Annotated in this window: 15 protein-coding genes; 9 read left to right on the top strand and 6 right to left on the bottom strand. The window is 31.1% G+C overall.

Annotation, left to right across the window (positions count from 1 at the left end):
• Positions 1 to 287 precede the first annotated feature (287 nt).
• From A5893_RS03175 to A5893_RS03155, 5 genes are read right to left on the bottom strand one after another with little or no spacing between them, the layout of a single operon-like run.
• Positions 288 to 1439: a glycosyltransferase family 4 protein gene (locus A5893_RS03175; protein ID WP_068821083.1), complete on the bottom strand. Its 1152-nt coding sequence runs from the start codon at positions 1437 to 1439 to the stop codon at positions 288 to 290.
• 1 nt (position 1440) lies between these two features.
• On the bottom strand, positions 1441 to 2883 hold the full coding sequence (locus A5893_RS03170) for an oligosaccharide flippase family protein (protein WP_068821082.1): 1443 nt from the start codon (positions 2881 to 2883) through the stop codon (positions 1441 to 1443).
• A gap of 15 nt (positions 2884 to 2898) precedes the next feature.
• Positions 2899 to 4179 (bottom strand): O-antigen ligase family protein, encoded by a 1281-nt coding sequence (locus A5893_RS03165; RefSeq protein ID WP_157687394.1) that lies wholly within the window; start codon positions 4177 to 4179, stop codon positions 2899 to 2901.
• 36 nt (positions 4180 to 4215) lie between these two features.
• Positions 4216 to 6594 carry a GumC family protein gene (locus tag A5893_RS03160; protein ID WP_068821080.1) on the bottom strand — a complete coding sequence of 793 codons (2379 nt, stop codon included), beginning with the start codon at positions 6592 to 6594 and terminating at the stop codon, positions 4216 to 4218.
• Positions 6594 to 7388 (bottom strand): polysaccharide biosynthesis/export family protein, encoded by a 795-nt coding sequence (locus A5893_RS03155; RefSeq protein ID WP_068821079.1) that lies wholly within the window; start codon positions 7386 to 7388, stop codon positions 6594 to 6596. Before A5893_RS03155 ends, A5893_RS03160 begins: the two co-directional genes overlap by 1 nt.
• Before the next feature lie 148 nt (positions 7389 to 7536).
• Between A5893_RS03155 and A5893_RS03150 the strand changes: the two genes are divergently transcribed.
• The 5 genes from A5893_RS03150 to A5893_RS03130 are packed head-to-tail and all read left to right on the top strand — an operon-like array spanning position 7537 to position 12669.
• Positions 7537 to 8613 carry a glycosyltransferase family 4 protein gene (locus A5893_RS03150; RefSeq protein ID WP_068821078.1) on the top strand — a complete coding sequence of 359 codons (1077 nt, stop codon included), beginning with the start codon at positions 7537 to 7539 and terminating at the stop codon, positions 8611 to 8613.
• Positions 8606 to 9523: a polysaccharide deacetylase family protein gene (locus tag A5893_RS03145; RefSeq protein ID WP_082911294.1), complete on the top strand. Its 918-nt coding sequence runs from the start codon at positions 8606 to 8608 to the stop codon at positions 9521 to 9523. The genes A5893_RS03150 and A5893_RS03145 overlap by 8 nt, the downstream gene beginning before the upstream one ends.
• Positions 9513 to 10238 carry a WecB/TagA/CpsF family glycosyltransferase gene (locus A5893_RS03140; RefSeq protein WP_068821077.1) on the top strand — a complete coding sequence of 242 codons (726 nt, stop codon included), beginning with the start codon at positions 9513 to 9515 and terminating at the stop codon, positions 10236 to 10238. Before A5893_RS03145 ends, A5893_RS03140 begins: the two co-directional genes overlap by 11 nt.
• Before the next feature lie 24 nt (positions 10239 to 10262).
• Entirely contained in the window at positions 10263 to 11651 is a 1389-nt protein-coding gene (locus tag A5893_RS03135) for an undecaprenyl-phosphate glucose phosphotransferase (protein WP_068821076.1), read from the top strand.
• A gap of 43 nt (positions 11652 to 11694) precedes the next feature.
• A complete protein-coding gene (locus A5893_RS03130; protein ID WP_068821075.1) occupies positions 11695 to 12669 on the top strand; it encodes a type I phosphomannose isomerase catalytic subunit in 975 nt (324 codons plus the stop codon).
• A gap of 96 nt (positions 12670 to 12765) precedes the next feature.
• Here the strand turns inward: A5893_RS03130 and A5893_RS03125 are convergent, their stop codons facing one another.
• A complete protein-coding gene (locus A5893_RS03125) occupies positions 12766 to 13584 on the bottom strand; it encodes a sialate O-acetylesterase (protein WP_068821074.1) in 819 nt (272 codons plus the stop codon).
• A gap of 297 nt (positions 13585 to 13881) precedes the next feature.
• Between A5893_RS03125 and A5893_RS03120 the strand changes: the two genes are divergently transcribed.
• Genes A5893_RS03120 through uxuA form a run of 4 tightly spaced genes read left to right on the top strand, consistent with a single transcriptional unit; the run spans position 13882 to position 23391 of the window.
• The gene (locus A5893_RS03120) at positions 13882 to 16491 is read left to right on the top strand and encodes a glycoside hydrolase family 2 (protein WP_068821073.1); all 2610 of its coding nucleotides are present in this window, start codon (positions 13882 to 13884) and stop codon (positions 16489 to 16491) included.
• Between the two features lie 21 nt (positions 16492 to 16512).
• Positions 16513 to 19500 (top strand): discoidin domain-containing protein, encoded by a 2988-nt coding sequence (locus tag A5893_RS03115; protein WP_068821072.1) that lies wholly within the window; start codon positions 16513 to 16515, stop codon positions 19498 to 19500.
• Positions 19501 to 19505: 5 nt separating this feature from the next.
• Complete coding sequence (locus A5893_RS03110) at positions 19506 to 22193, top strand: glycoside hydrolase family 2 TIM barrel-domain containing protein (protein WP_068821071.1); 2688 nt, start codon at positions 19506 to 19508, stop codon at positions 22191 to 22193.
• A 4-nt stretch (positions 22194 to 22197) separates the two neighbouring features.
• Positions 22198 to 23391, top strand: coding sequence for a mannonate dehydratase (uxuA, locus tag A5893_RS03105; protein ID WP_068821070.1), 1194 nt, complete (start codon positions 22198 to 22200; stop codon positions 23389 to 23391).
• The last annotated feature ends 2 nt before the right edge of the window (positions 23392 to 23393 follow it).

Raw genomic sequence — 23393 nt, 5'->3', positions numbered from 1 at the left:
ACATTCCCAATATTTTTTACGCAGAAGAAAGCTAAAGGATTCAACAATTTCATTTTAAGTTTATTAAGAACTTTTTATAAATAAACACATGCTAATTAATGGTTTAAACAACGTTTGTATCACAAAATTATTTGTAAACAACAATTTATGATGTAATAATAATTTAAGGTACGATTTATGAAAATTGAAAGAGTTTTTTTAAAATGAAGAATATTAAAAAACAGCATACATAAATACAAGCCAAAAACTTGAAATTGGGTTGATTTTAAAATGATTTTTAATTCTACTTAAGAAATAGTAAGGTCTACATTTTTTGCAGAAACGTTCTGTTTTGAATAAGCAAGGATTTGTTGTTTATTTAATGCTAATAAATCTGGAGATGAAATTAGGATTTCCATTTTGTTTCTTAAATCATCAATATCTCCGTTTGAAAAAGAAAAATTTTCTTTATCAAAACAATACTCCAACAAACCTTCACAATCTGATACTAAGACAGGTAAACCAAAAGCATAAGCCGTCATAATTACACCGCTTTGTGTTGCATCTAAATATGGAAGAACGCAAAGGTCGGCATCACTCATAATTTCATGTAATTCTTCTAAATCTATAAATCTGTTTTTTATAATGATATTTTGATATGGATTGTAGTTCAAAAAATCGGGATTGTAGCCTTCTATCGCTTTACCTGCAATGATAAAATCTGTATCCACATAATCTATAGCTAATTGTATAGCTGCATCATAAAAAAGTTCTGCTCCTTTATATGGAGAAATTCTTCCAAAAAACACAACCTTCTTTCTCTTTTTAACTTCATAAGCCTTTTGTTTCCCAATATTTAAACTGGTATATATTGGCATTTTAAAGATTTCTAGCTTTTCTTTATAAAGAGGAAAGTTTTGAGAAAAAATCTTTGCCGAGAAGTGTGAATAGGTAATAAACTTATCTATATATGGAAAATAAAGTTTGTTCAATGTATCAATACGACCTCTTTCTTCTCCTGTATGGGCAACCGGATCATGTATGATATAGAATAGTTTTTTATTACGAATCCTGAAAAGGAAATACCAATCGGCAAAGCTTAATGATTCTATAATTGTATAATCGGCTTTATAAATATTTTTATTAGAAAACAACAATTTAGACCAACCAAAAGCATTTTTTATACTGCTTTCATTATGCTCTTCAAACTTACAAAGTACATTTGCACCTTCAAAATAAGGATAAAGCCTTTGATAGTTTTCACCTTTTAATACATCCTCTAATTTTAGGGTCTTATTAAGATATCGTTTTGCTTCTTGATCTGATAAACCTAAATAACTTGCAGTTGCTGGGGCAATTATTAATATCACATTGAGATTAACTCTTTGCTTTAACTCTCTGATAAACTCAACAGAAATATCAAAAAACCATGGTCTAGTAATGTAATTTACCTGTAACATATTACACTTGCTTAATATTTAGACCTATCTTCTCTTGTATAAATCCTTTAATACGATGATCTGTTAAAATAATTATAGAGAATGCGATCGTCCAAAAACCTATAAATAAAAAATAATGGTTTACATAATCAGAACCAATAACATATGCAGCCCAACAAGCAAACAAAATTAGGTAAGAAGTAAAAATACTTAAAGGAGTAGCTATTTTTTGTTTTACCATTACCATGTCTTGCAAAAGATGGAATACCACAAAAGATGCAAAAATTGATAGATTAATTGTGGTTAAGGATTTAAAATACATCAATCCAACAAAAGATAATATAAAATTTACAGCGAAGCTAGAGATGTTAAACCACATGTCTTTCTTTTCCATTTTAAGTATAATCAAAACATTTGCTTGCAACAATGCTGTGGGGAAAATCAATATCGTTAAAAACATTCCTTTTGTATAAAATCCAGCATCAGCGAAATTCTTTCCAAATGCTAATAAAACTAAATCATCTGCAAAAGAATAAATGAAAGAAAAAGCAAGAAAGCCAAAAACGAGGTATATCTTATAAAACAACTTGTATAGATTATTAAAACTTTCTGTACCCTCACCTTTATAGGCTCTTAAAAGTTCGGGAAAAATAGTTGCAGAAATAATTACAGGTATAATTTCTGCGAGCGAGAAAAGTTTATAAGCTACTTCATATGTTGCAACGGATGCGGCTGAAAGAAATTTTGATATTAAGATGCTTCCAATTCGCCAATATATTACAGAAATACTTCCGATAATGATGAATGGCCAATTGGCAATAATTAAGCTTTTAAAATCAATAAAATTGACTTTATTTTTAATGATTGATTTTAGGCTTGCGAGTTTAGATGTGGAAATTCTAAGAAACAAATTCAAAGTAATCACTCTTATTATGACCAGTGCTACAGCCATTTCTACAATGGTATAAGGATAAATAAATATTACCAATCCTAAACCAAGTTTAATTACCGCTTCTATTATTAAAACTACAAAAGTTTTATTCTGTTCAAACTGTGCAATGTTTAAGTGCTTAACACTGTAAATGATGTTATCAAAAACGATGTTAATCCCTATTAATAAACTTAAAATTTTAAGTGTATCATCATTATACAAAGCAAATGTTACCGCTATGTTAATTGCATAAAAAAACAATCCCGCAAAAATCTGAATTTTTAAGAATTTGTTTAAAAAATGGGATAAATCGCTCTCCTCATTTAATTGTCTTATAAACCATTGGCCTAAACCTAAAGCAGAGAATGAGGAAATTACTTGATAAAGAGAATTGGCAATGATGTAATTTCCAAAATCTTCTTTTGAGAAATTACGGGCTATAATTACGAAGAAAACACTTAGTAAAATGTTTTGCAGAATATTAGAGGCTAAACCCCAGATGCTATTTTGCAAAAAACCTTTTTTCTTTGTCATATTTAAAATCGTTATTTATGAAATGACAATTACTCCTTTGTCATAACGATGGATATAAGCTATCAAAACTCCTGTAATCGTTGCAATTAAAATCATAATCCTGGCATCACCTAAAGAATAAACAGAGTAAAAACCCAAAAACCAACTTAACAGGGCCGAAATAAGAAAAATTATATTAAAATCTTTAACCTTAATTAAAAAAACCTTTAATCCTTTTATAATGGCAGCAAATATGAAAGTGAAGATTCCTAAGGTACCAAACAAACCTAATTCTGTTAAAAATTTGAGATAACCACTTTCCGGATGATCATAAAACACTTTTTCACCATCAACCAACCAAAACTGATCTGGAGAATATATTTCCACATATTTAGCATAATTATCTATTCCAATCCCTAATAACGGGTGCTTCCAAAATATTTTATACGCTTCTTGCCAAATAGCGTTACGCACCAAATAAGAATCCTCTAAAGATTCTCCCCTGCTAAAAACTATTAAATATTGGCTCAAGCTTAATACTATCCCGGCAACTACTACTATTCCAAGCGCTCCTAAAAATTTAACTTTTGTTTCGCTAAAAAGAACAATGAAGAAAATACCTAATACCAAACCTAAAAGTGCAGCCCTTCCTCCTGTTAAAAACAGAGAGATTACTCCACCACCAAATAAATAATAATCGTACTTACTGTAATTAGCATCTCCAGGTTTTTTAATCAAAGCAACAAAACACATGGCAGAAAGATATTGGGCGTGTTTTTGCGGATCTTGAAATATTCCTGGATACCTAATACTCTCAAAAGTGATATTTGGATTATCATGGACAAATAGAGAGAAATTTAATCCCAAAATTATCTGTAGAAACAAAAAAGCAAAGGAAAGTACTAATGTGAATTTAAGTGCCGATATGATTCGGTAGAAAAACTCTTCTTCCTTTAAACATTCTGTAATTAAAACCTGGATATAAATAATGATGGGTAAAAACTTTAATAATCCTAAAATAGCATTAGATACAAATTCTGAATTTAATGCGCTCAAAAAAATGATAATGACTACATATAAGGTAAGAAGTAAATTTCCATTACTGAATAAAGGCTTATCATTACGTAATGAGTAAAAAAAATAAGAATAGCTAATCATCTGAAAAACGCTATAATTAGCATCAGCAGAATAAATGATAGGATAAAAATATAGAATAAATAATAAATAATCTTTTGGAGGTTGCTTGCTTTTAAGTATCACATAAAAGAAAAGCAACAGTGTGATATACGGTACTAAGCCTAAGATTACCTCTTTCAAATCAATTTTTTATAAAATTATTAGTACAGGGATAATTTAAAATCTCTTAAAAAAAGATTTTAATTTTCTACCGAAGCCAATGTTAGGTTTTTGTTTTCCATTAGGATAATATTTTCTGCCATACTCACTAATTCCGTCCTCTGGCTTTGCCCCATTTAAGACAATATTAACTTTATTAAACTCATTGTTTTTTTGAACACCGTCTATAAATTTTAAGTAAGTCTTTTTAGTAAGATTGCTTCTTACGATGAACAATAAAACGGTGCTAAATTTAGAGAGCATCAAGGCATCGGCAACTAATCTAATTGGCGGCGTATAAATTAAGATATCATCATAATTTTGTTTAAGCCAAGTCATCAATATCTCTAATTCATATTTTTCTATTAATTCTGGATTTGCAGCTTCGCCATCTTTTAAACCACTGGTGATAATATCTAAATTAAAATGCTTTTCAGATTTTTTTATTACTTCTTCTTTTAAGATTTTACCCTCTAAGTAATCTATCAGACCTGTATGAGAAGCATCAATATCAAATAAATTACCAAGTTTGTTTTTCCTCAAATCCAAATCTATTAAAACTACTTTTCTGCCAGATGCAGCTAAGCTTAAACCAAGATTAGAACTTATAAATCCTTTACCTTCTTCTGCAATACTTGATGTTATTAATGTAATCCTTCCTTTATTTGCAGCTCCATGTAATGCCAGCAATTTGGTGCGCAAATATCTAAATTGTTCTACCGAAGCTATTTGATAAGGATCAAAGATGATAAGCGGATTATTGGTTATTACTTCTCTTATATCTCCTAGTATTGGGATTTCAGTTTCTTTGCTAATGCCTGATTTTCCATTAACTTTATCATTAAATAAACTTCTTCCTATCAACAAGGCAATTGGCAATCCTAAACCAGCAATCATGGCTATAGCCAAAATCAAAATGGTATTTGGCCATTTTTTTGGACCTGCGTAGGCACTGTCTATTACTCTTGCATCTGCCAATGTAGAGGCATAGCTTAAAGATATTTCTTCTTTTTTCTTTAGGAGATATAAAAACAAATCCTGTTTAACATTCTTTTGCCTTAAAATCTCTAAAAGCTGTCGCTCTTCTCCAGGAACTTTAGAAATATCAGATTTAAACTTTGAATCAAATGATTCTAATTTTTGTTGGGAGTTTTCTAATGTAAGTTTTACGTTGCCAATATTTATCCTTACTGCATTCTTTAATTCAGCAATTTGAGTGTTTAAAGGTCCAAAAAGTGGATTGGATTCTGGTGTAGTTGCCAATAATCTGGATCTATCTAATTCTAACTGACTTAATCTGGCAATCATACTATTTAATCCAGGATCATCAATTCCTAAAGTAGAAGGTGCTCTTTTGTTGGTAGCACTAGAATTAATATAGTCTTCAATTCCGTTAACTACGTTCAATTTTACCTTAACATCATTTAATTTGCTATCGTTAGCTTGTGCATTTTCTAAATAAATTTTAGATTCTGAAGTGACATCTGTTAATCCCCTGCTTTTTTTATACTGTTCGGTTTCATTTTCTACAGTGGCTAATTCTTTTGTAATGGTAGATAACCGAGAATCGATAAAATCCATTGTACTTTTGGTAATCCTATTCTTCTCGTTTAAAGTTGCCTCGTTATAAATGTGTATTAACTGATTTAAAATATCTTTCCCTCTTGGGATAACCGCATCACTTAAGGATAAACCAACCGTTGGAGATTTCTTATTTAACAGCGCAACTTCTATTCCTTTTTGATAAGCGCTAACGGTTTTATCAAAATCGCTAAAAGAAATCTGGATGCCTTTATCAATATAATTTTGATATAAATCGGTTTTATTAACTACAAAAGTTCCCAAGCTATTGGTTACTAAATTTCCAAATCTATATGGTTTGGCAACCTTTCCCTTTAGGGTGAGATAATAAGTTTGACTATCCTTAATATAAATAAGGATATTATTTCCTTCAATTTTTTCCGCAACCTTTGTGAAACTTATTTTAACAGGACTAACTCCGTAAAGATTTTCCTTTCCGATTTTTTTATCAGTTTGGTAATCCATCCATAGCTGAAGGGTATCTACTAATTGCACCATTAACCTTCTAGACTTCAACACTTCAATTTCGTTATCAACTAAACGATTTGGGGTGGCTAAATCTAGCTCTTGTAATGCTATTCCTGTTCTTGGATTACTGTTGTTAACATTGTCTTCTTTTATTAATAAAGAAGCTTTAATATCATAAACAGGTTTGGTGATTTTTAGATAAACTACGGCTAAGGATAATGATATAGCTAAAAAAATAAAAAACAAAGGCCAGTGGTATAGATATTTCATTACCACTTCCCTTGGTTTAAAAGAATCGTCTTCGTTAAACCTCCTTACAATAGGATATTTATTATGGTCTGGAAACATTATCTATAAATGGTAGAAAGAACAATTGCAACAACAGAAAGTGCAGCCACAATTAACGTAGCATTACGGTAGCCAATATCATAAGGTGCGTATTTTGTTTTGCTTGGCTGTACGTAAATCACATCGTTACTTTTTAAATAGTAATAATCTGATTTGAATAAGTCTTTAGAATTTAAATTAACAGGAACATATTGTCTTTCGCCATTTTGTTCTCTTATAATTAAAACATCGTTTCTTTTTGCGGTAATAGTTAAATCTCCAGCTAAGGATAATGCTTCTAAAATAGTAATTCGTTCATTTTTAACTGAGTAAACGTCCGGTTTAGCTACATCTCCTAAAACTGATATTTTAAAATTGACAATTCTGGCATTTACAACAGGTGTGTTCAGGTATTTAGTTAATTTTTCTTTCAAACTCTGCCTAAGTTGTGTGGTAGTAAGACCAGCAACCTTAATTGTACCTAAAACAGGAAACTGAATTTCTCCTTTATCATCTACCAAGTAACCTTCGAAAGGATTTATTGGATTTGTATTGGTGTAATCTTCATTATTACCATTTATTCTGTTAAGCTTGTTATTAAATGGTGCATTAGATTCGGCTGCACTACTGCTTGTTATATAAATTCCCAAAATATCATCTTTTTGGATAGTTACAGGAGTATAGTTATCAATACTTTCTTTAACTGGAGAACTCAATTTTAAATTTTGAAAATATGGTATTTGCTTATAATTTCCACAAGAGGTAACAATGGTAAATAAAATCAGTAAAAAGAATAATCTTGTTTTTATAATCATTTAAGGGGTTTCTGCTTTGAGATTTATTATTTACGTAAATATTCCACAAGGATTACAAAAATATATGTTGTAAACGGTATAATATCAAAAAATAAAAATAATTCATTCGTACTCATAAAAAGAAGATACTTTTAAACATATTGCAGTTATGAACATCATTATTACCGCCCCTTCTTTAAACCCTAAATACAATGTAAGTGGCATTTCTTCTGTTGTTAATTTTATAATAGATAAAAATCAGAAACACAACTATTTACATTTTCAAATTGGTAAAATAGATAAAGAAAAAGGAGGTGTGGGGCGTATTATTGGTATAATTAAAAGTTACTTTAAATGGATTTTATTGCTAAACAAAACAAAAGATAAATTAGTTCATTTTAACTTTCCATTAGATAATAAAGCAATAATAAGAGATTGTCCATTAATCATTTTAACGAAACTACTAAACGTAAAAATGATAATTCATATCCATGGAGGTTCCTATATCCAAAGTAATGATATTCCAAAATGGGCAGCTTTTTTAATAAAACATGCATTGTCTGATAATAACCCAAAGATTGTTTTAGGCGATAATGAGAAAGAAAACCTGATACAAAAGTTTAAATGTAGAAATGTTTTTGTTTTACCCAATAGCCTAAATTTGGATGATGCAAATTTGTATCAAAGAGTGTTTGACCAAACCAATAATAAACTGAAAATATTATTTTTAGGTAGGATTAGTGTAGATAAAGGAATAGCTTTTATATTTGATGCTTTTAAGATTCTTAAAGAAAAACATCAAATTGATTTTGAGTTTTACATGGCAGGCAAAGGGCAAGAAGAGGAAGAATATTTGCCGAAATTTAGAAATCTTTTAGGTGAAAAATTTATTTTTGAAGGAGTTGTTTTTGGAGATAAAAAAAATAAATTGTTGAGAGAAACCAATACATTTTTACTGCCTTCCTTTTTTGAAGGTTTGCCAATTTCTTTATTAGAAGCAATGTCTTATGCCCAAGTTGCGATAGTTACAAATGTGGGATCAATTCCAGACGTTATTGAAAGCGGAGAAAACGGTATTTTTATTGAAACAAAATCTGCACAAGCAATAGTAGATTCAATTTTAAAACTAAATAACAATCTTACCTTACTTAAAAAATTGGGAGAAAAGGCAAAGCAGACCGTTTTTACAGATTATAATCCAGATAATTATATTAAAAAATTAAATTCGATTTACCAATATGAATAAAATTTTAAACTTTCATTTGGTTGATAATATAGAATGGTTTGATAAAACCATTGCCATGATTAAATCTAAATATAACATGGTTTCTATGGATGAATTGATAGCTTATTATGATGGTAAAATCAATCTAAAAAACGCCTGCCACATTACGGTAGACGATGGTGATCAAACTTTTTATAATACCATTTATCCCGTTTTAAAAAAATATCAAGTGCCTGCTTCTTTATATGTCTCCCCTAAAATATTTAAAGAACAAATCAATTTCTGGTTTCAAGAAGTTGAGGGCTATCATGATCACACTTTAAAAAACATTATTGCCAAAGAAACACATACTAATGTTAAAGATTTTGAACATTATGATATTTTTACCATTTTAAAAACCTTTAAAATTGAAAAAATCCATCAGTTTTTATCAATTTATAGAGCGCAAACTAAAACACCTTTAAAGCCTTACCAAAACATGAGTATTGCGGAGTTAAAGGAAGTTGACAAAAATGGATTAGTAACAATTGGTGGGCATACAATGAATCATCCAATTTTGCTAAATGAAACCGATGAAAGTAGTGCTTATGAAATTAATAACTCGTTAACAGAACTTTCAGAACTTTTGGGGCATCCTATTAAATGTTTTTCTTATCCAAACGGAATTTTTAACTATGATTTTTCTGAAAGAGAACAAAACTTTTTAATTGAAAACAACGTAAAACTTACTTTTACAACAATTGCAAAAAACTTTAATAGAAGTGATCATAAAATGGCAATTCCCAGAATAGGAGTTTCAAATAATGAAAAAATGCTATTTTTAAAAATTAAACTTTTCTTAGGCTCACTTTGGGATAATTTAAAAAAAATTAAAGCCACCGGCGAGTACAAACAAAGAATAGAATTACAAAAGATATTTAATGCCCAATAATAGTATAAAAAGTTTTGGATTTGATATTTATGCTACAAGCTTAGATCATCTACCAACACACCATCAAACCTTAGTAAATACCATTAACCAATATTCATATTGCGTAGCTCAAAATGATTTTGAGTTTAAAAATGCGCTTCAAAAATCAGATGTTTTATTACCAGATGGAATTGCAATTGTAGCCGCAGTAAAATTTCTTAACAAGATTAAAATCAAAAAGATAGCTGGCGCTGATATCCATGAATATTGTTTAAAAAAATTGAATAAAAATCATGGCAGATGTTTCTATCTTGGCTCATCAGAAATTACATTAAATAAAATTGAACACCGCTTAAAATTAGAATATCCAAACATTACAGTTCAAACATTTTCCCCACCGTATAAAGCAATATTTTCAGAACAAGAAAATGAGGAAATGTTAACCAAGGTTAATAATTTTAAACCTGATGTACTTTTTGTAGGGATGACGGCTCCAAAACAAGAAAAATGGGCAACAGAACATAAAAGCAAGATTGATGCTCAGTTGATTTGTACCATTGGGGCAGTATTTGATTTTTATGCCGGTACAGTAAAAAGACCCAGTAAAATTTGGATTAATTTGGGATTAGAATGGTTAGGAAGATTATTAAAAGAACCAAAAAGAATGTGGCGAAGGTATTTATATTACGGCCCTGTCTTTATTTTAGATATATTAAAACTGAAGTTTAGTAAGTAATAAAAAAATTAACCATTAGAGTTGATGAATAGTAGGTTTGATAATTTTTTTAGGATATTTTTCGCTTTTACAGATTTAGGCTTCTTGTGTATTTTGCATTTAGTCCTACTTTTAAACTATAATTTCGACACCAATTCTGCTAATATTAGCCATGTAGTATTTTTTATTATGACCAATATTTTTTGGCTCATAAGTTCTTATTTAACAGAGGTTTATATTAACGATAGAATACTAAATTTTAGAAAATTTTCTCGAAGAACAACCCGGGCTTTTATCATATTTATAGTTTTACTTCTTATCTATTTATTTTTTACAAGATTTAGATTTAATAGGCAATACCTTTACATCAGTTTTGGCACATTTGCGCTTTATTTAATCATAAGCCGCTTAATCTTTTTACAAATAGCACTTTATATTGGGAAAAAGAAAAGAGCGCTTAATAAAATAATCATTTTAGGAAACAATGCTTTCACTTACGACTTAGTCACAAAACTTAGAAATTCTAATAAAACGTTAGATGTTCTAGGCTGCTTTTCTGAAAAAGCAAGAACTGAAAATAATGATACTGATTTCCGTTATTTAGGAAAGGTAGAAGAATGTATGCAGTTTGCCGTTAAGCATCATGTCACCGAAATATACTCTACACTTTCACCAGAAATTTATCCTGAGATATATGAAATAGCTCAATCTGCAGAAAACTTATGTATGCGTTTTAGGTTTGTCCCAGATTTTAGGGAATTTGTTAATAAAACTGTTTATTTTGATCATATTGATGATATTCCTATACTTTCATTAAGGTCTGAACCTTTAGAAGATTTTGGAGTACAAGCTAAAAAAAGACTTTTTGATATTGTATTTAGTGCACTGGTAGCTGTTTTTTTATTAAGTTGGCTGGTGCCGATAATAGCAATTTTAATTAAGCTAGATTCTAAAGGCCCTGTTTTCTTCTTACAAGAAAGATCAGGAAAAAACAATATTCCTTTTAAATGTATCAAATTTAGAAGCTTAAAAATAAATAAGGATTCTGATGTAAAACAAGTTACCAAAGGAGATAACAGAATCACAAAACTTGGGAAATTCTTAAGAAAATCATCAATTGATGAACTGCCTCAATTTTTTAATGTTTTAAAAGGAGATATGTCTGTTGTAGGCCCTCGTCCGCATATGTTAAAACATACCGAAGAATATTCTGCAATCATTATGAAATACATGATTCGCCATTATCAAAAACCTGGCGTAACAGGCTATGCCCAAGTAAATGGTTTTAGGGGAGAAATTAAACAGGAAGAGCAATTGATTAAAAGGATTGAATACGATGTTTGGTATATAGAAAATTGGAGCATCTGGCTTGACCTAAAAATAATTATTAAAACAGTTTTAGTTACTATAAAAGGAGACAAAAACGCTTTTTAGCATAACTTTTGCTAATAATTAAATTCAAATACATAACCATATCATGCTATATCCATTAAAGTTTAAGACCATTTTTAAAGATAAAATCTGGGGGGGAGAAAAAATCAAAACCTTTTTAGGAAAAGATTTTGATCCACTACCAAATTGTGGTGAAACTTGGGAAATTTCTGGTGTAAAATCTGATGTTTCTATCATTGCAAACGGAATTTTAAGCGGTACTTCTTTGGCAGATTTATTAGCAACAGAAAAAGGAAATTTAATTGGTAAAAAGAATTACGAGCGTTTTGGAGATGAATTTCCTTTATTGATCAAATTTATAGATGCCAATGAAGACCTTTCCATTCAGGTACATCCTAATGATGAGTTGGCAGAAAAACGCCATCATTCGAAAGGAAAAACAGAAATGTGGTACGTAATTCAAGCGGATGAAGGCGCAACACTTATTTCTGGTTTTAACCAAGAAATGGATAAGGAAACTTATCTCAAAAAATTTAATTCGGGTGAACTTACCGACATTCTTAATAAAGAAGAAGCTAAAGCTGGTGATGTTTTCTTTTTACCAGCTGGTAGAGTACATACTATTGGTAAAGGATTATTGATTGCAGAAATCCAACAAACGTCAGATATTACCTATCGTATTTTTGATTTTGATCGTGTAGATGATAAAGGGAATAAAAGAGAACTTCATGTTGAAGAAGCATTAGACGCTATTGATTTTACATTTCATAAAGATTATAAGACTAACTATCAACCTACTTTAAACCAATCGGTGGAGTTGGTAGATTGTAATTACTTTACAAAAAATATTTTAGAATTTACCAAAGAGGTAGTTAAGGATTATAGCAATTTAGATAGTTTTGTTATTCATATCTGTTTAGAAGGTTCTTATATTTTAAAATACGGAATAGAAGAAATTCCTGTACAAATGGGTGATTGCATTCTTATCCCTGCTACTACAGACAAAATTTTGATGACAACTAATAATGGATTTAAATTATTAGAAACTTTTATTAGATAAGTTATTTAAGATCATTACACTTTTCAAAATTTTGAGATAAATAACAATAAGTTAGCAAAATTCAATCATTAGCTGCTTATCTTTCATATAGCAGTTTTAATTTACTTTTTGTAATTCTATCATCTGTTTGGCAAATCTTTGACCAAAAATAATTGCTGATGATCTATCGAAATGGGTATTATCACCTTTATCGGTTAAACCTTCAGAGGTGGCGATTGCCGTAAAAGGAACTAAAGCAGGTAATTTTGCGGTTTCTTTATTGATGTTATCGTAAGATGGATTGTATCTTCCCAACTGCCCAACTACAAAGGGCAATTTATCATTCCCTACTAATTTTCTTACTCTTTTGATTAAATCCTCAAGTTTGGGAAGATAGACAGCTGCATTTTCCGCTTTGCTATCGCTTTCTCCTTGATGCCATAAAACACCTTTGATAGTACCATACTTCATGGCCTCAATAATTCTTTTTTCAGCATCATCCCAAGGATATTTTTTCGTGGCTTTATCATATCCTCCAACTGTCCATGAATTAATTGCAGTTCCACCAACTGCCGTAGGAACCAATCCAATTATAGCGGATTTATGAGCCTCTTGCATCGCTAATCCAAAAGATAAGCCTGGCCCAACTGCGGTAACTCCTGGTTTATCAAAATGTAAAGGATTTTTTGCTGCAACCCATTTTAAATCTTTGGTAAACATCAAAACATTTTTATTTTTAATGATGCTATCTTCTGGAATTAACGGTCCTCTTCCTGCCATATTAGATTGACCCATTAATATATATATTTCTAATCCTTTATTAGAGATTGCATTTTCTGCGGAAATAGATTTTTTTTTGCTAGAGCATGAAAATAATATTAGACCAAAAAAAGCGATAATAATAGATAATGAAATGGATACGAAATGTTTTTTCATCTAATTTAGGGATTAATGAATTTGTTAAAAAGGATAATTCAAATATATCATTTTACAATATTTTTATAACACAGTTGTTTCTCCCAATTAAACATGATTTTTAAACAATAAAATTTTAAATTTTATAACCTACTTATAATGAAATTTTTATAATAACTAGAGGATTTAGTTAGTTAGTAGATTTATAATTAAGGCAACATTTAACAAGCCTTTTTGCAACTTATGCACCGTAAGTTATTCATGTATATGCCCTAATTTAGCTGAACCCAATATTAATTAATAAACCTTATCAATTAGATGTTAAACATTTTTAAACCTTTGGGTTTTTTATTGTATTGTTTTTTTATTTCTGCAACTGTATTTGCCCAAACAAATAATTCAATATCATTAGATAAAAACTGGAAATTTCAATACGGAGGAACAGATTTTGCGGAGACCAAAGATTTTAATGACCAAGCTTGGTCAACGGTAAATGTACCCCATACCTGGAATGCTAAAGATGTTTTTGATGATGATTTAACCTACGCAAGAGGAATTGCTTGGTATCGGAAAAACATCGATATCTCTAACTCACAACTCAACCAAAAAGCTTCCTTATATTTTGATGGTGTTTATCAAACTGCTGATGTTTATGTTAACGGTGCTTTTGTTGGTTGCCATAAAGGAGGATATACTGCATTTACTTTTGATATTACGGGATTTTTAAACATAGGCAAAAACACCATCGCCGTAAAGGTTGATAATACTCAAGATTCATTTATACCACCACTTTCTATTGGTTATGCTAGTTATGGTGGCATTTATCGCCCTGTTAAATTGATATTTGCCAATGAAGTGAATTTTTATGGCCTATATGCAAGTAGTGGAATTAAAATTAAAACGCCTCAGGTTAATAAACAAAGTGCAGTAGTATCCATTGATGCAAGTATCAAAAACAGTGCTACTCAATCAAAAAACATTACGCTTACCCATCAGATTTACAATGATAAAAATGAGCCTATAAAATCATTGACCAAAGATTTTACGCTTCAAAGTAATGAAACTACAACCATTAGCTTAAACAGCGATATTCAAAATCCAAATTTATGGAGCCCGGAAACACCTACACTTTACCATATTAAAAGTAATTTAAAGATTGATGGAAAAGAGGTTGCCTCGATTACAAATCCTTTAGGTTTTAAATGGTTTAATTTTAGTGCTGCAACTGGCTTTAGTTTAAACGGAGCAAAATATATTTTAAAAGGCACAAATCGTCACCAAGATATGGAGGGAAAAGGTGATGCCTTAAGCAACCAAGATCATTTGAGAGATATACAAATGATAAAAGATATGGGGGCTAATTTTATCCGTTTGGCACATTATCCCCAATCTCCCAGGGTTTTGGCTTTAGCCGATAGTTTAGGAATACTGATTTGGGAAGAAATACCTGTGGTAAATTATATGAATCCCGTTCCAGAGTTTTTAGCCAATGCAGAAAATATGGCTAAAGAAATGATCAACCAAGGATTTAATCATCCTTCTATTATAATTTGGGGATCTATGAATGAGATTTTATTATGGGGTAAAAATGCCGAAAGAGTTACAGAACACGCTAATGAAAAAGATTATATCAAAGTATTACATCAATACGCAATTTCTTTAGATAGCTTGGTTAAGGTTACCGACCCTAGTAGATATAGTGTAATAGCCATGCACCAAAGTAAAGAATATGATGAATTTAAGCTTTCACAAATTGCCCAAATAAGCGCCTATAATATTTATGCAGGTTGGTACGGTGGAAAAGTAACCGAATTAAAAGGTTATTTGGATGAAAGACATAAACAATATCCTAATCAAATTTTATTTGTGAGTGAGTATGGTGCAGGTAGCGATGCTAGATTAAACACTTCCAAACCACAAAGATTAGATTTTAGTAGTCAATATACCAGATATTATCATGAAGAATATTTGCGCCAGTTTAAGCAAATGCCATATCTTTCTGGTACAGCAGTTTGGAATCAGTTCGATTTTTCTCAACCTAATATTGGAGGAACGATAATCAATACAAATCAAAAAGGATTAGTAAACTTTAATCGTACCCCAAAGGATGTTTATTATTTATATCAAGCAAATTGGTCTACAAAACCAATGGTTCATATTGCATCTAGTGAGTGGACACAAAGAGCGGGTAACGAAAACGAAAAAGCTGAAATCACCATTTACAGCAATTTAAAAAATGTATCGTTAAATCTTAACGGTAAAAAACAAGGCACAAAATCTTTAAATGATATTAAGAAAGCGGTTTATGAGTTGCCATTAAAGTACGGTGAAAACTTTATAGAAGCATTTGGTTATGATGGTAATAATTTGATAAAAGATACGCTAATTATTAATTTGAGATCAAGAGAAATAGATGCTAAAAGCTTTAAATCCATTGCCATAAATATTGGAGCAAATACGCAATATTTAGATAAGCAAGGACAAATTTGGTTAGAAGACCAAGCTTACAAAAAAGGAGAGTTTGGGTACATTGGTGGCAACCCAATTACAATGAATTTGAAAAAAGTAATTAGAGGGACTAGCGATGTTCCGTTATTTTATTCTTCTTTAGAGGATTTACAAGGATATAAAATAGATGTTTCGGATGGAAATTATGAACTTACTTTAGGATTTGTAGAACAAGAATCTACCAACGAAGTAGATCGAGTTTTTAGCGTAAAAGCCAATGATAAAGAAATAATCAACAACCTGGAATTAAACAAACAAATAGGTGAATTTAAATCCTATCAAAAAACGTTTAACGTCAAAGTGAAAAACAATGAAGGAATAAATTTGACTTTTACTGCCGCAAAAGGTAAAACTATTTTAAGTGAATTATCAGTACAAAAAGTAATATCAAATACAGATAACTTAAATGCAAAAGATTAAGTTAAAATCAATACCAAAAACATGATAACAAAAATTAAAATTAGCCTATACATTACCTTTTTAATTGCAAGTACACCAATTATTGTTAACGCCCAAACTGAAAACGTAGCTTTAAACAAACAAGTAAAAGTAAGTTCTGTAGATGGTAATAACATTGCTTCAAAAGCTGTTGATGGCATTAAAAATGCTGCAAACTATTGGCAAACAGAAAGTAAAAGTAGCGCTCCTCATTTTATTGAAATAGACTTACACAAATACAATAAAATTAGCAAAATTGTAATTTATGTATTACCGGGCGAAGCTGAAAAATTAAGAAAGGATATCACGGTTCAATATTGGGATGATTCTAATTGGACACCAATAAATGCAACCCCAACTTTAGATAAAAATAAAACAATCATTACCTACCCTATCAATCCAAATCTGGTAACTTTTATGGTAAGGATTGAAAGCAAAAATGCATCTTCTATCGCCATTTCAGAAATTGAAGTTAACGGAAGTTTGGTGACAGGACAAGCATCTGCAAGTTCATTAAAACTTAAAACTGGTAAACCACAAAATGCAATAGTAACCGTAACAAATAAAAACATTGGTAAAAGTTTTAAATATGTTGGCTATAACCAAGGTTACTTTATGCCGGGAAGCAATGTATCTGCATGGTTAGGTTATTCTCAAGTAAATTCTTTAAGAGTTTGGACAAGTTTATCAGAGTATGCCCCAATAAAAGATTTTAACCAAAAAAATGAGGTAAACAAACTTCAGGATTTTGAAGCTTTAAAAGCTCAATTACGTTCATCCCCTGAAAAAAATGATTTTATAAATTGGGATGCACTAATACACAGATATGAAGTTGAGGTAGACGAAAGCGGTAATAAAATGAATTTTGGCTATGCTTTAGATGAATTAAAAAAATTGAAGATTGAAGCTGTTTTACAAATTAACGAAAGAAAATTTGAAGACAATTGGAAAGATAAATGGGAACATTGGCAACGCTTTTATGCCCTAGCCTATTACGCGGCAAAAAAAGGAAATACAGCGATGTTTGCCATGCAAAACGAACCAAATCATAAAGAATCTGGTCCAATGAAACTACCAAACTGGATGATAGGATTACAAATTGCCTCTGACGCTGTAAAATGTGCCGTTGAAGATGTAAATAAAAAGTACGACAAAACTTTAACACCAAAATTTGTTGCTCCAATAACTGCCGGCTATAATACTGATTGGTGGGCTTATGTGGTGAGTCATATCCGTGATGGTTATGATGGCAAAAAAATGGATAAAGATTTATTTGATATTTTTAGTACCCATTCTTACAATCAGCCAGCTTCTGGATATGCAACCCGTACCTCAGATATTAACGATATCATTAAAGAAAATCATCCTTTACATGATAGTTTGCCTATCGTTTACACAGAGATTGGCAGGTGGATGAATTCTTTATTAATCGATAAACAAGAAACTTATGATTCTCCCTCGGTTTTTACCGAGTGGGCTGGCATTTATTCAAACAATCTTAAAAACCATACTTATGGCATGTGGGCATTTAAGTTCGCAAATACCGTATCATCAACATATATGCAAGGAATTAAATCCGGACATCATTTAACCTGGCAAGGACAAAGAATTGTAGAAGATGCTTACAAAAATTTAGCTCTTAACGCTAAAGTGAGTAGCAAAGATGGCAATGAAAACGAGCTAAAATTTATTACAGACGGAAACAAATCTGATATTTCTACCTGGTATTCTGATTCTACATCCACATCTAAAACAATTGATATAGATTTTGGTAGTGTACAATCAATTGGCAGCATGAGTATTTATTCTGGTTCTTCATTTGGTGTTTATACAGGTCCTGATAGAGTTAAAGACTGGCAATTGCAATATTGGTCCAATAATAAATGGCAAAATATTCCAGGTGCAAACATCAAAGATTCTAAATATGTACGCTACTTTATCACCTTTAAAAATCAGGTTAAAACCGATAAAATAAGATTTATTAGCACTGATGCAGGAATTATTAAACTAAGGGAAATAAAAGTTTTTGCCCAAGACGTTAAGGATTTTAAATCCGATGATTATGATGTTTCAGGTTTGCATAGAACCGGTGAAGTATTAAGACTTTTTGCAACTGGTTTTAAAGATGAACGCCCGCTATTACAAACTACCAGTAACGCTGATGAAACCAAATTTGATCACTACACTTCTTATGATGAAAAATCTGGTAACTACTATATGTGGTTGGTACAAAGAGATGGTTTTGATTATAACCTAAAAATAAACCTAGCAGATTTAAATATTACAGCTGGCAATCCGGTAATTGCCCAAACAGTTAGTCCAAATTTATATGGCGAAGCTTCACAAGTTTCATCAGTTGCAACTGATAAAAGTGTAGAGATAAGTTTACCTGCACAAAGTGTAGTTTTATTGACCATTCCTGCTGGTAATGTTTTATCAAAGAAAATTGCCAATGTAAATAATGATGCCAATGTAGGCGGTGGAATTGATAGAACTAAGAATTATAGTAAGGATAAAACATTGCAAATTGCTTTAAATGCTGCCGATCCTGCAAAAAATAAAGTAGCTTATTTAAACTTTAATATTGGTGAGGATACTAAAAATGTTAAGCAAATGGTATTATCTGTTTATGGAAAAGCGTCAACAGATACTACTTTTAGAATTCATGTTTATGCAATCCCAAATCAAACTTTTGATGAGAATAAAATCAATTGGGATAATGCACCTTTATTAGATATAACGGAAGCTTTATTAACACAAGTTGGCACAAAGGCTTTTGTAGCTGGCGAATTAAGCTTTGATGGAACCGATAGAACGCATTATTTAGATGTAACCGAAGTTTTAAAAAACCATCCTGCAAATAATTATACTTTTGTTTTAATAAGGGAAACTCGCCACGCCGGAGATGATGAAGACAAAAACAGAAGCATTTCCATTGGAACAAAAGAAGGAAAAAACCCAGCTCAATTAATTTATTGGATAAATAAATAATTAACATGTTAAAAAAAATATCGGCTTTATGCCTATGCTTTATAATCACAATCATCAGCTTAAAAGCACAAGAAAGAATCAAAAAAACCATTAATACCAATTGGAATTTTTATAAAGGAGAAATTGATGGTTTCCCAAATAAAAACAATGATAAAATAAATTGGGAAAAAGTAAATATTCCACATACATGGAATGCAATTGATGTTACAGATGACGAGCCAGGTTATTACCGAGGAATTGGTTGGTATCAAAAAGACATTTTCATTCCATCTTCTTTTAAGGATAAAGACGTTTACATTTATTTTGAAGGTGCTTCACAAGTTACCGAAGTTTTCATCAATGGAAAATCTGTAGGAACCCATATTGGTGGTTATAATTTTTTCAGTGTCCCGATAACAGAGGCTATAAAATTTGATAAATCCAACACATTTAGCATAAAAGTAAACAACCAACATAACGAAGATATTCCTCCTCTTTCTGCTGATTTTACTTTTTATGGAGGTGTTTATCGTGATATTTATTTAGTGGCAGCAAATAAAATCCATTTCAATATGGATAATTATGCCTCTAAAGGAATTTTTATTTCTACACCAAAAGTTAACAACCAGGAAGCCTCGGTATTGATAAAAGGGATTTTAACTAATGGAAATAAAGCCAGCCAAAATTTAATTGTTTACAGCCAGATTTTTGATGATAACGGTAAAAAAATAGCAGAAAAAACCGATAAAATTAAAACTGCAGGACAACAGAACCAAGATTTTCAACAATCTTTTGCAACCATAAAAAATCCTAATTTATGGTCGCCAGAAAGCCCTTATTTATACCGTGTTATCTCACAGATTAAAGATGCAAAAACGGGCGATGTTTTAGATGAAGTTAGTAATTCTTTAGGTTTTAGATGGTTTAGCTTTGATGCCGATAAAGGTTTTTTCTTAAATGGAAACCACATCAAACTGATAGGTACAAATCGTCATCAAGATTTTAAAGGCTTAGGAAATGCACTTCCAGATGCTTTGCATATTAGAGATATGCAACTATTGAAAGATATGGGCGGCAATTTTTTACGTATTTCTCATTATCCGCAAGATCCTGAAATTTTAGAAGCGTGTGATAGATTAGGGATTTTAACCTCCGTAGAAATTCCAATTGTAAATGCCATTACAGAATCTCCCGTTTTCGCCGATAATTGCAAAATGATGATGATGGAGATGATTCGTCAGAATTATAACCATCCTAGCGTAATTATTTGGGCTTATATGAATGAGGTTTTGCTAAGACCTAAATATGATAAAGGCAGCGAAAAGCAAGAAACTTATTTTAAAGAAATTGCAAAGCTAGCTCAAGAAATAGAAGATTTAACTCGTAAGGAAGATCCTTCCCGATATACTATGATTCCAAATCACGGAGCATTAGATCTTTATAAAAGAGTCGGTTTAACTCAAATTCCAATGATCGTGGGATGGAACCTTTATCAAGGTTGGTACAGTGGGAAAATTGAAGACTTTGCAGGATATTTAGATAATCACCATAAAGAATTAACAAATAAACCGGTTATTATCACAGAATATGGTGCCGATGTTGATCCGCATATCAACAATCCAAATCCAATTCGTTTTGATAAATCACAAGAACACTCTAACCTTTATCATCAATTTTACTTAAAAGCGATGTTAGAACGTCCGTTTGTTGCAGGAAGCGCCATTTGGAATTTAGCAGATTTTAATTCTGAACAACGAACAGATACAGATCCGCACATCAATAATAAAGGCATCATGACAACAGATCGTGAGCCAAAAGACCAATATTATTTTTATCAATCCCATTTATTAAAAACTCCTTTCATGAAAGTTGGTTCCAGACTTCGTAATTTAAGAAGTGGCATTTCTGATAGTGAAACTGCGTTGGTTCACAACGAGATGGTTGAAATTTATAGCAACCAACCAGAAGTAAGCTTAAAAGTAAACGGCAAAGTTATGCCTTCAGTTAAAACGGATTTTAACATTGCTAAATTTAACGTTGCTTTTAAAGATGGTATCAATCAGCTAGAAGCCGTATCTTTTGTAGATGGAAAAGAAGTGGTTGATTTTGCGGAGATAAAATATATCATCATCCCACAAAAGTTAAAATCTAACCTTAAAGAATTTACAGAATTAAATGTGAGTTTAGGCGATTATCGTTTTTACACTGATAAAACTTTACAACAAGTTTGGTTACCAGAACAAGCTTATTCTACAGGAAGTTGGGGATACATTGGTGGTGATATCTTTAAAATGAAGAATAGTGGAAGACAAAGTTTTGGTACCGATAAAAACATTTTAGGCACAGATTACGATGCCATTTATGCCACCCAACGTGAAGACATTAAGCAATTTAAATTAGATGTGCCTGATGGAAAATATGAACTTACACTTCATTTTGCCGAACTTTTATCAGATAAAGAAAAAGAAGGATTGGCCTACAATTTAGGGAATGCGGCAGAGAACGATAAACTGACTGAAAGAAGTTTTAACGTTTATGTAAATGGCAGCCAATTGATTGACCAATTAGGTACAAAAAATGAATTGGTTCCAGAAGTTGCTTATGCTACAAAAATCAGTTTAAATGTTAAAAATGGAATTGGAGTAACTGTTGATTTTGAAAAATTAAAAAGTAAACCGATTTTAAATGGTTTACAATTGAGAAGAATTTATTAATAATATGGATACGTATCATCAAAAATTAGAACAAACTTTTAGATGGTTTGGCCCTGCCGATGAAGTAACACTAGCAGATATTTTACAAACTGGCGCAACCGGAGTTGTTACCGCTTTACATCAAATCCCTTGCGGGGATGTTTGGACAGATGCAGACATTTTAGACCGAAAAGAAATGATCGAGAACGCTGGATTAAAATGGTCTATAGTGGAAAGTGTTAATATCCACGAAAGTATAAAAACCGGTACCTCAGAACGAGATAATTATATAGAAATTTATAAAACAACGCTTAAAAATCTTGCTAAAGCTGGAATAAAAGTAGTTTGCTATAATTTTATGCCCGTTTTAGATTGGACAAGGACCCATTTAAGATATACACTTAAAGATAAAGCAGAAGCTTTGCGTTATGATGCAATTGCTTTAGCTGCTTTTGATTTATATATTTTAGAACGTAAAGAAGCTTTTAACGAGTTTAGTGAAGAGGTACAAAACAAAGCCAAAATATATTTAAGCACTTTATCTAAAGATGAAGTTAAAACATTAACTGAAACTATTATGACAGGTTTGCCGGGTACGGATGAAGTTTTTACCATTCCTGAGTTTTATGAGCATTTAGATAAATATGCAAATGTTGGTAAGAAAGAATTGCGGGAAAATTTAGCTTACTTTTTAAAGGGAATTATCCCAACCGCAGAGGAAGAAGGAATTAAGATGTGTATCCATCCGGATGATCCACCTTACCCTATTTTAGGTTTGCCACGTATTGTTTGTAATGAGGAGGATTTGCAGTTTATTGTTGATGCAGTAGATTCTGATTGTAACGGAATAACTTTTTGTACTGGTTCATTAGGCGCAAACCCAGCAAATGATTTACCAGCAATGATTGAAAGATTAGGACATAAAATACATTTCTGGCATTTACGTAATGTGCAACGTGAAGAAAATGGCAGTTTTTATGAAGCTCCACATTTAGAAGGAAGCAACAGCATGTATGCGATAATGAAAGCGGTGATAACTGAGCAAGAAAAAAGAGCAACATCAGGTAAGGGAATCGTCAACATCCCAATGCGCCCAGATCACGGACATTTGATTTTAGATGATATTCATAGAAATACTTACCCAGGTTATTCAGTAATTGGGAGATTAAAAGGTTTGGCGGAGTTGCGGGGATTGGAGATGGGAATTAGAGGATATTAATT

The organism is Pedobacter psychrophilus (genome assembly GCF_001652725.1).
In the GTDB taxonomy this organism is placed as follows: Bacteria; Bacteroidota; Bacteroidia; order Sphingobacteriales; family Sphingobacteriaceae; genus Pseudopedobacter; species Pseudopedobacter psychrophilus.
Note: the sequence above shows the minus strand (reverse complement) of the source record. Positions and strands in the feature narration are given on the sequence as shown.

Bases quoted from the DNA above. Each gene is read 5' to 3' on its own strand.
- A5893_RS03135 (WP_068821076.1), top strand. From the start codon at position 10,263: ATGAATAGTAGGTTTGATAATTTTTTTAGGATATTTTTCGCTTTTACA.
- A5893_RS03130 (WP_068821075.1), top strand. From the start codon at position 11,695: ATGCTATATCCATTAAAGTTTAAGACCATTTTTAAAGATAAAATCTGG.
- A5893_RS03120 (WP_068821073.1), top strand. From the start codon at position 13,882: ATGTTAAACATTTTTAAACCTTTGGGTTTTTTATTGTATTGTTTTTTT.
- A5893_RS03110 (WP_068821071.1), top strand. From the start codon at position 19,506: ATGTTAAAAAAAATATCGGCTTTATGCCTATGCTTTATAATCACAATC.
- A5893_RS03125 (WP_068821074.1), bottom strand. From the start codon at position 13,584: ATGAAAAAACATTTCGTATCCATTTCATTATCTATTATTATCGCTTTT.
- A5893_RS03160 (WP_068821080.1), bottom strand. From the start codon at position 6,594: ATGTTTCCAGACCATAATAAATATCCTATTGTAAGGAGGTTTAACGAA.
- A5893_RS03140 (WP_068821077.1), top strand. From the start codon at position 9,513: ATGCCCAATAATAGTATAAAAAGTTTTGGATTTGATATTTATGCTACA.
- A5893_RS03145 (WP_082911294.1), top strand. From the start codon at position 8,606: ATGAATAAAATTTTAAACTTTCATTTGGTTGATAATATAGAATGGTTT.
- A5893_RS03155 (WP_068821079.1), bottom strand. From the start codon at position 7,388: ATGATTATAAAAACAAGATTATTCTTTTTACTGATTTTATTTACCATT.
- A5893_RS03150 (WP_068821078.1), top strand. From the start codon at position 7,537: ATGAACATCATTATTACCGCCCCTTCTTTAAACCCTAAATACAATGTA.
- A5893_RS03175 (WP_068821083.1), bottom strand. From the start codon at position 1,439: ATGTTACAGGTAAATTACATTACTAGACCATGGTTTTTTGATATTTCT.
- A5893_RS03170 (WP_068821082.1), bottom strand. From the start codon at position 2,883: ATGACAAAGAAAAAAGGTTTTTTGCAAAATAGCATCTGGGGTTTAGCC.
- A5893_RS03115 (WP_068821072.1), top strand. From the start codon at position 16,513: ATGATAACAAAAATTAAAATTAGCCTATACATTACCTTTTTAATTGCA.
- uxuA (WP_068821070.1), top strand. From the start codon at position 22,198: ATGGATACGTATCATCAAAAATTAGAACAAACTTTTAGATGGTTTGGC.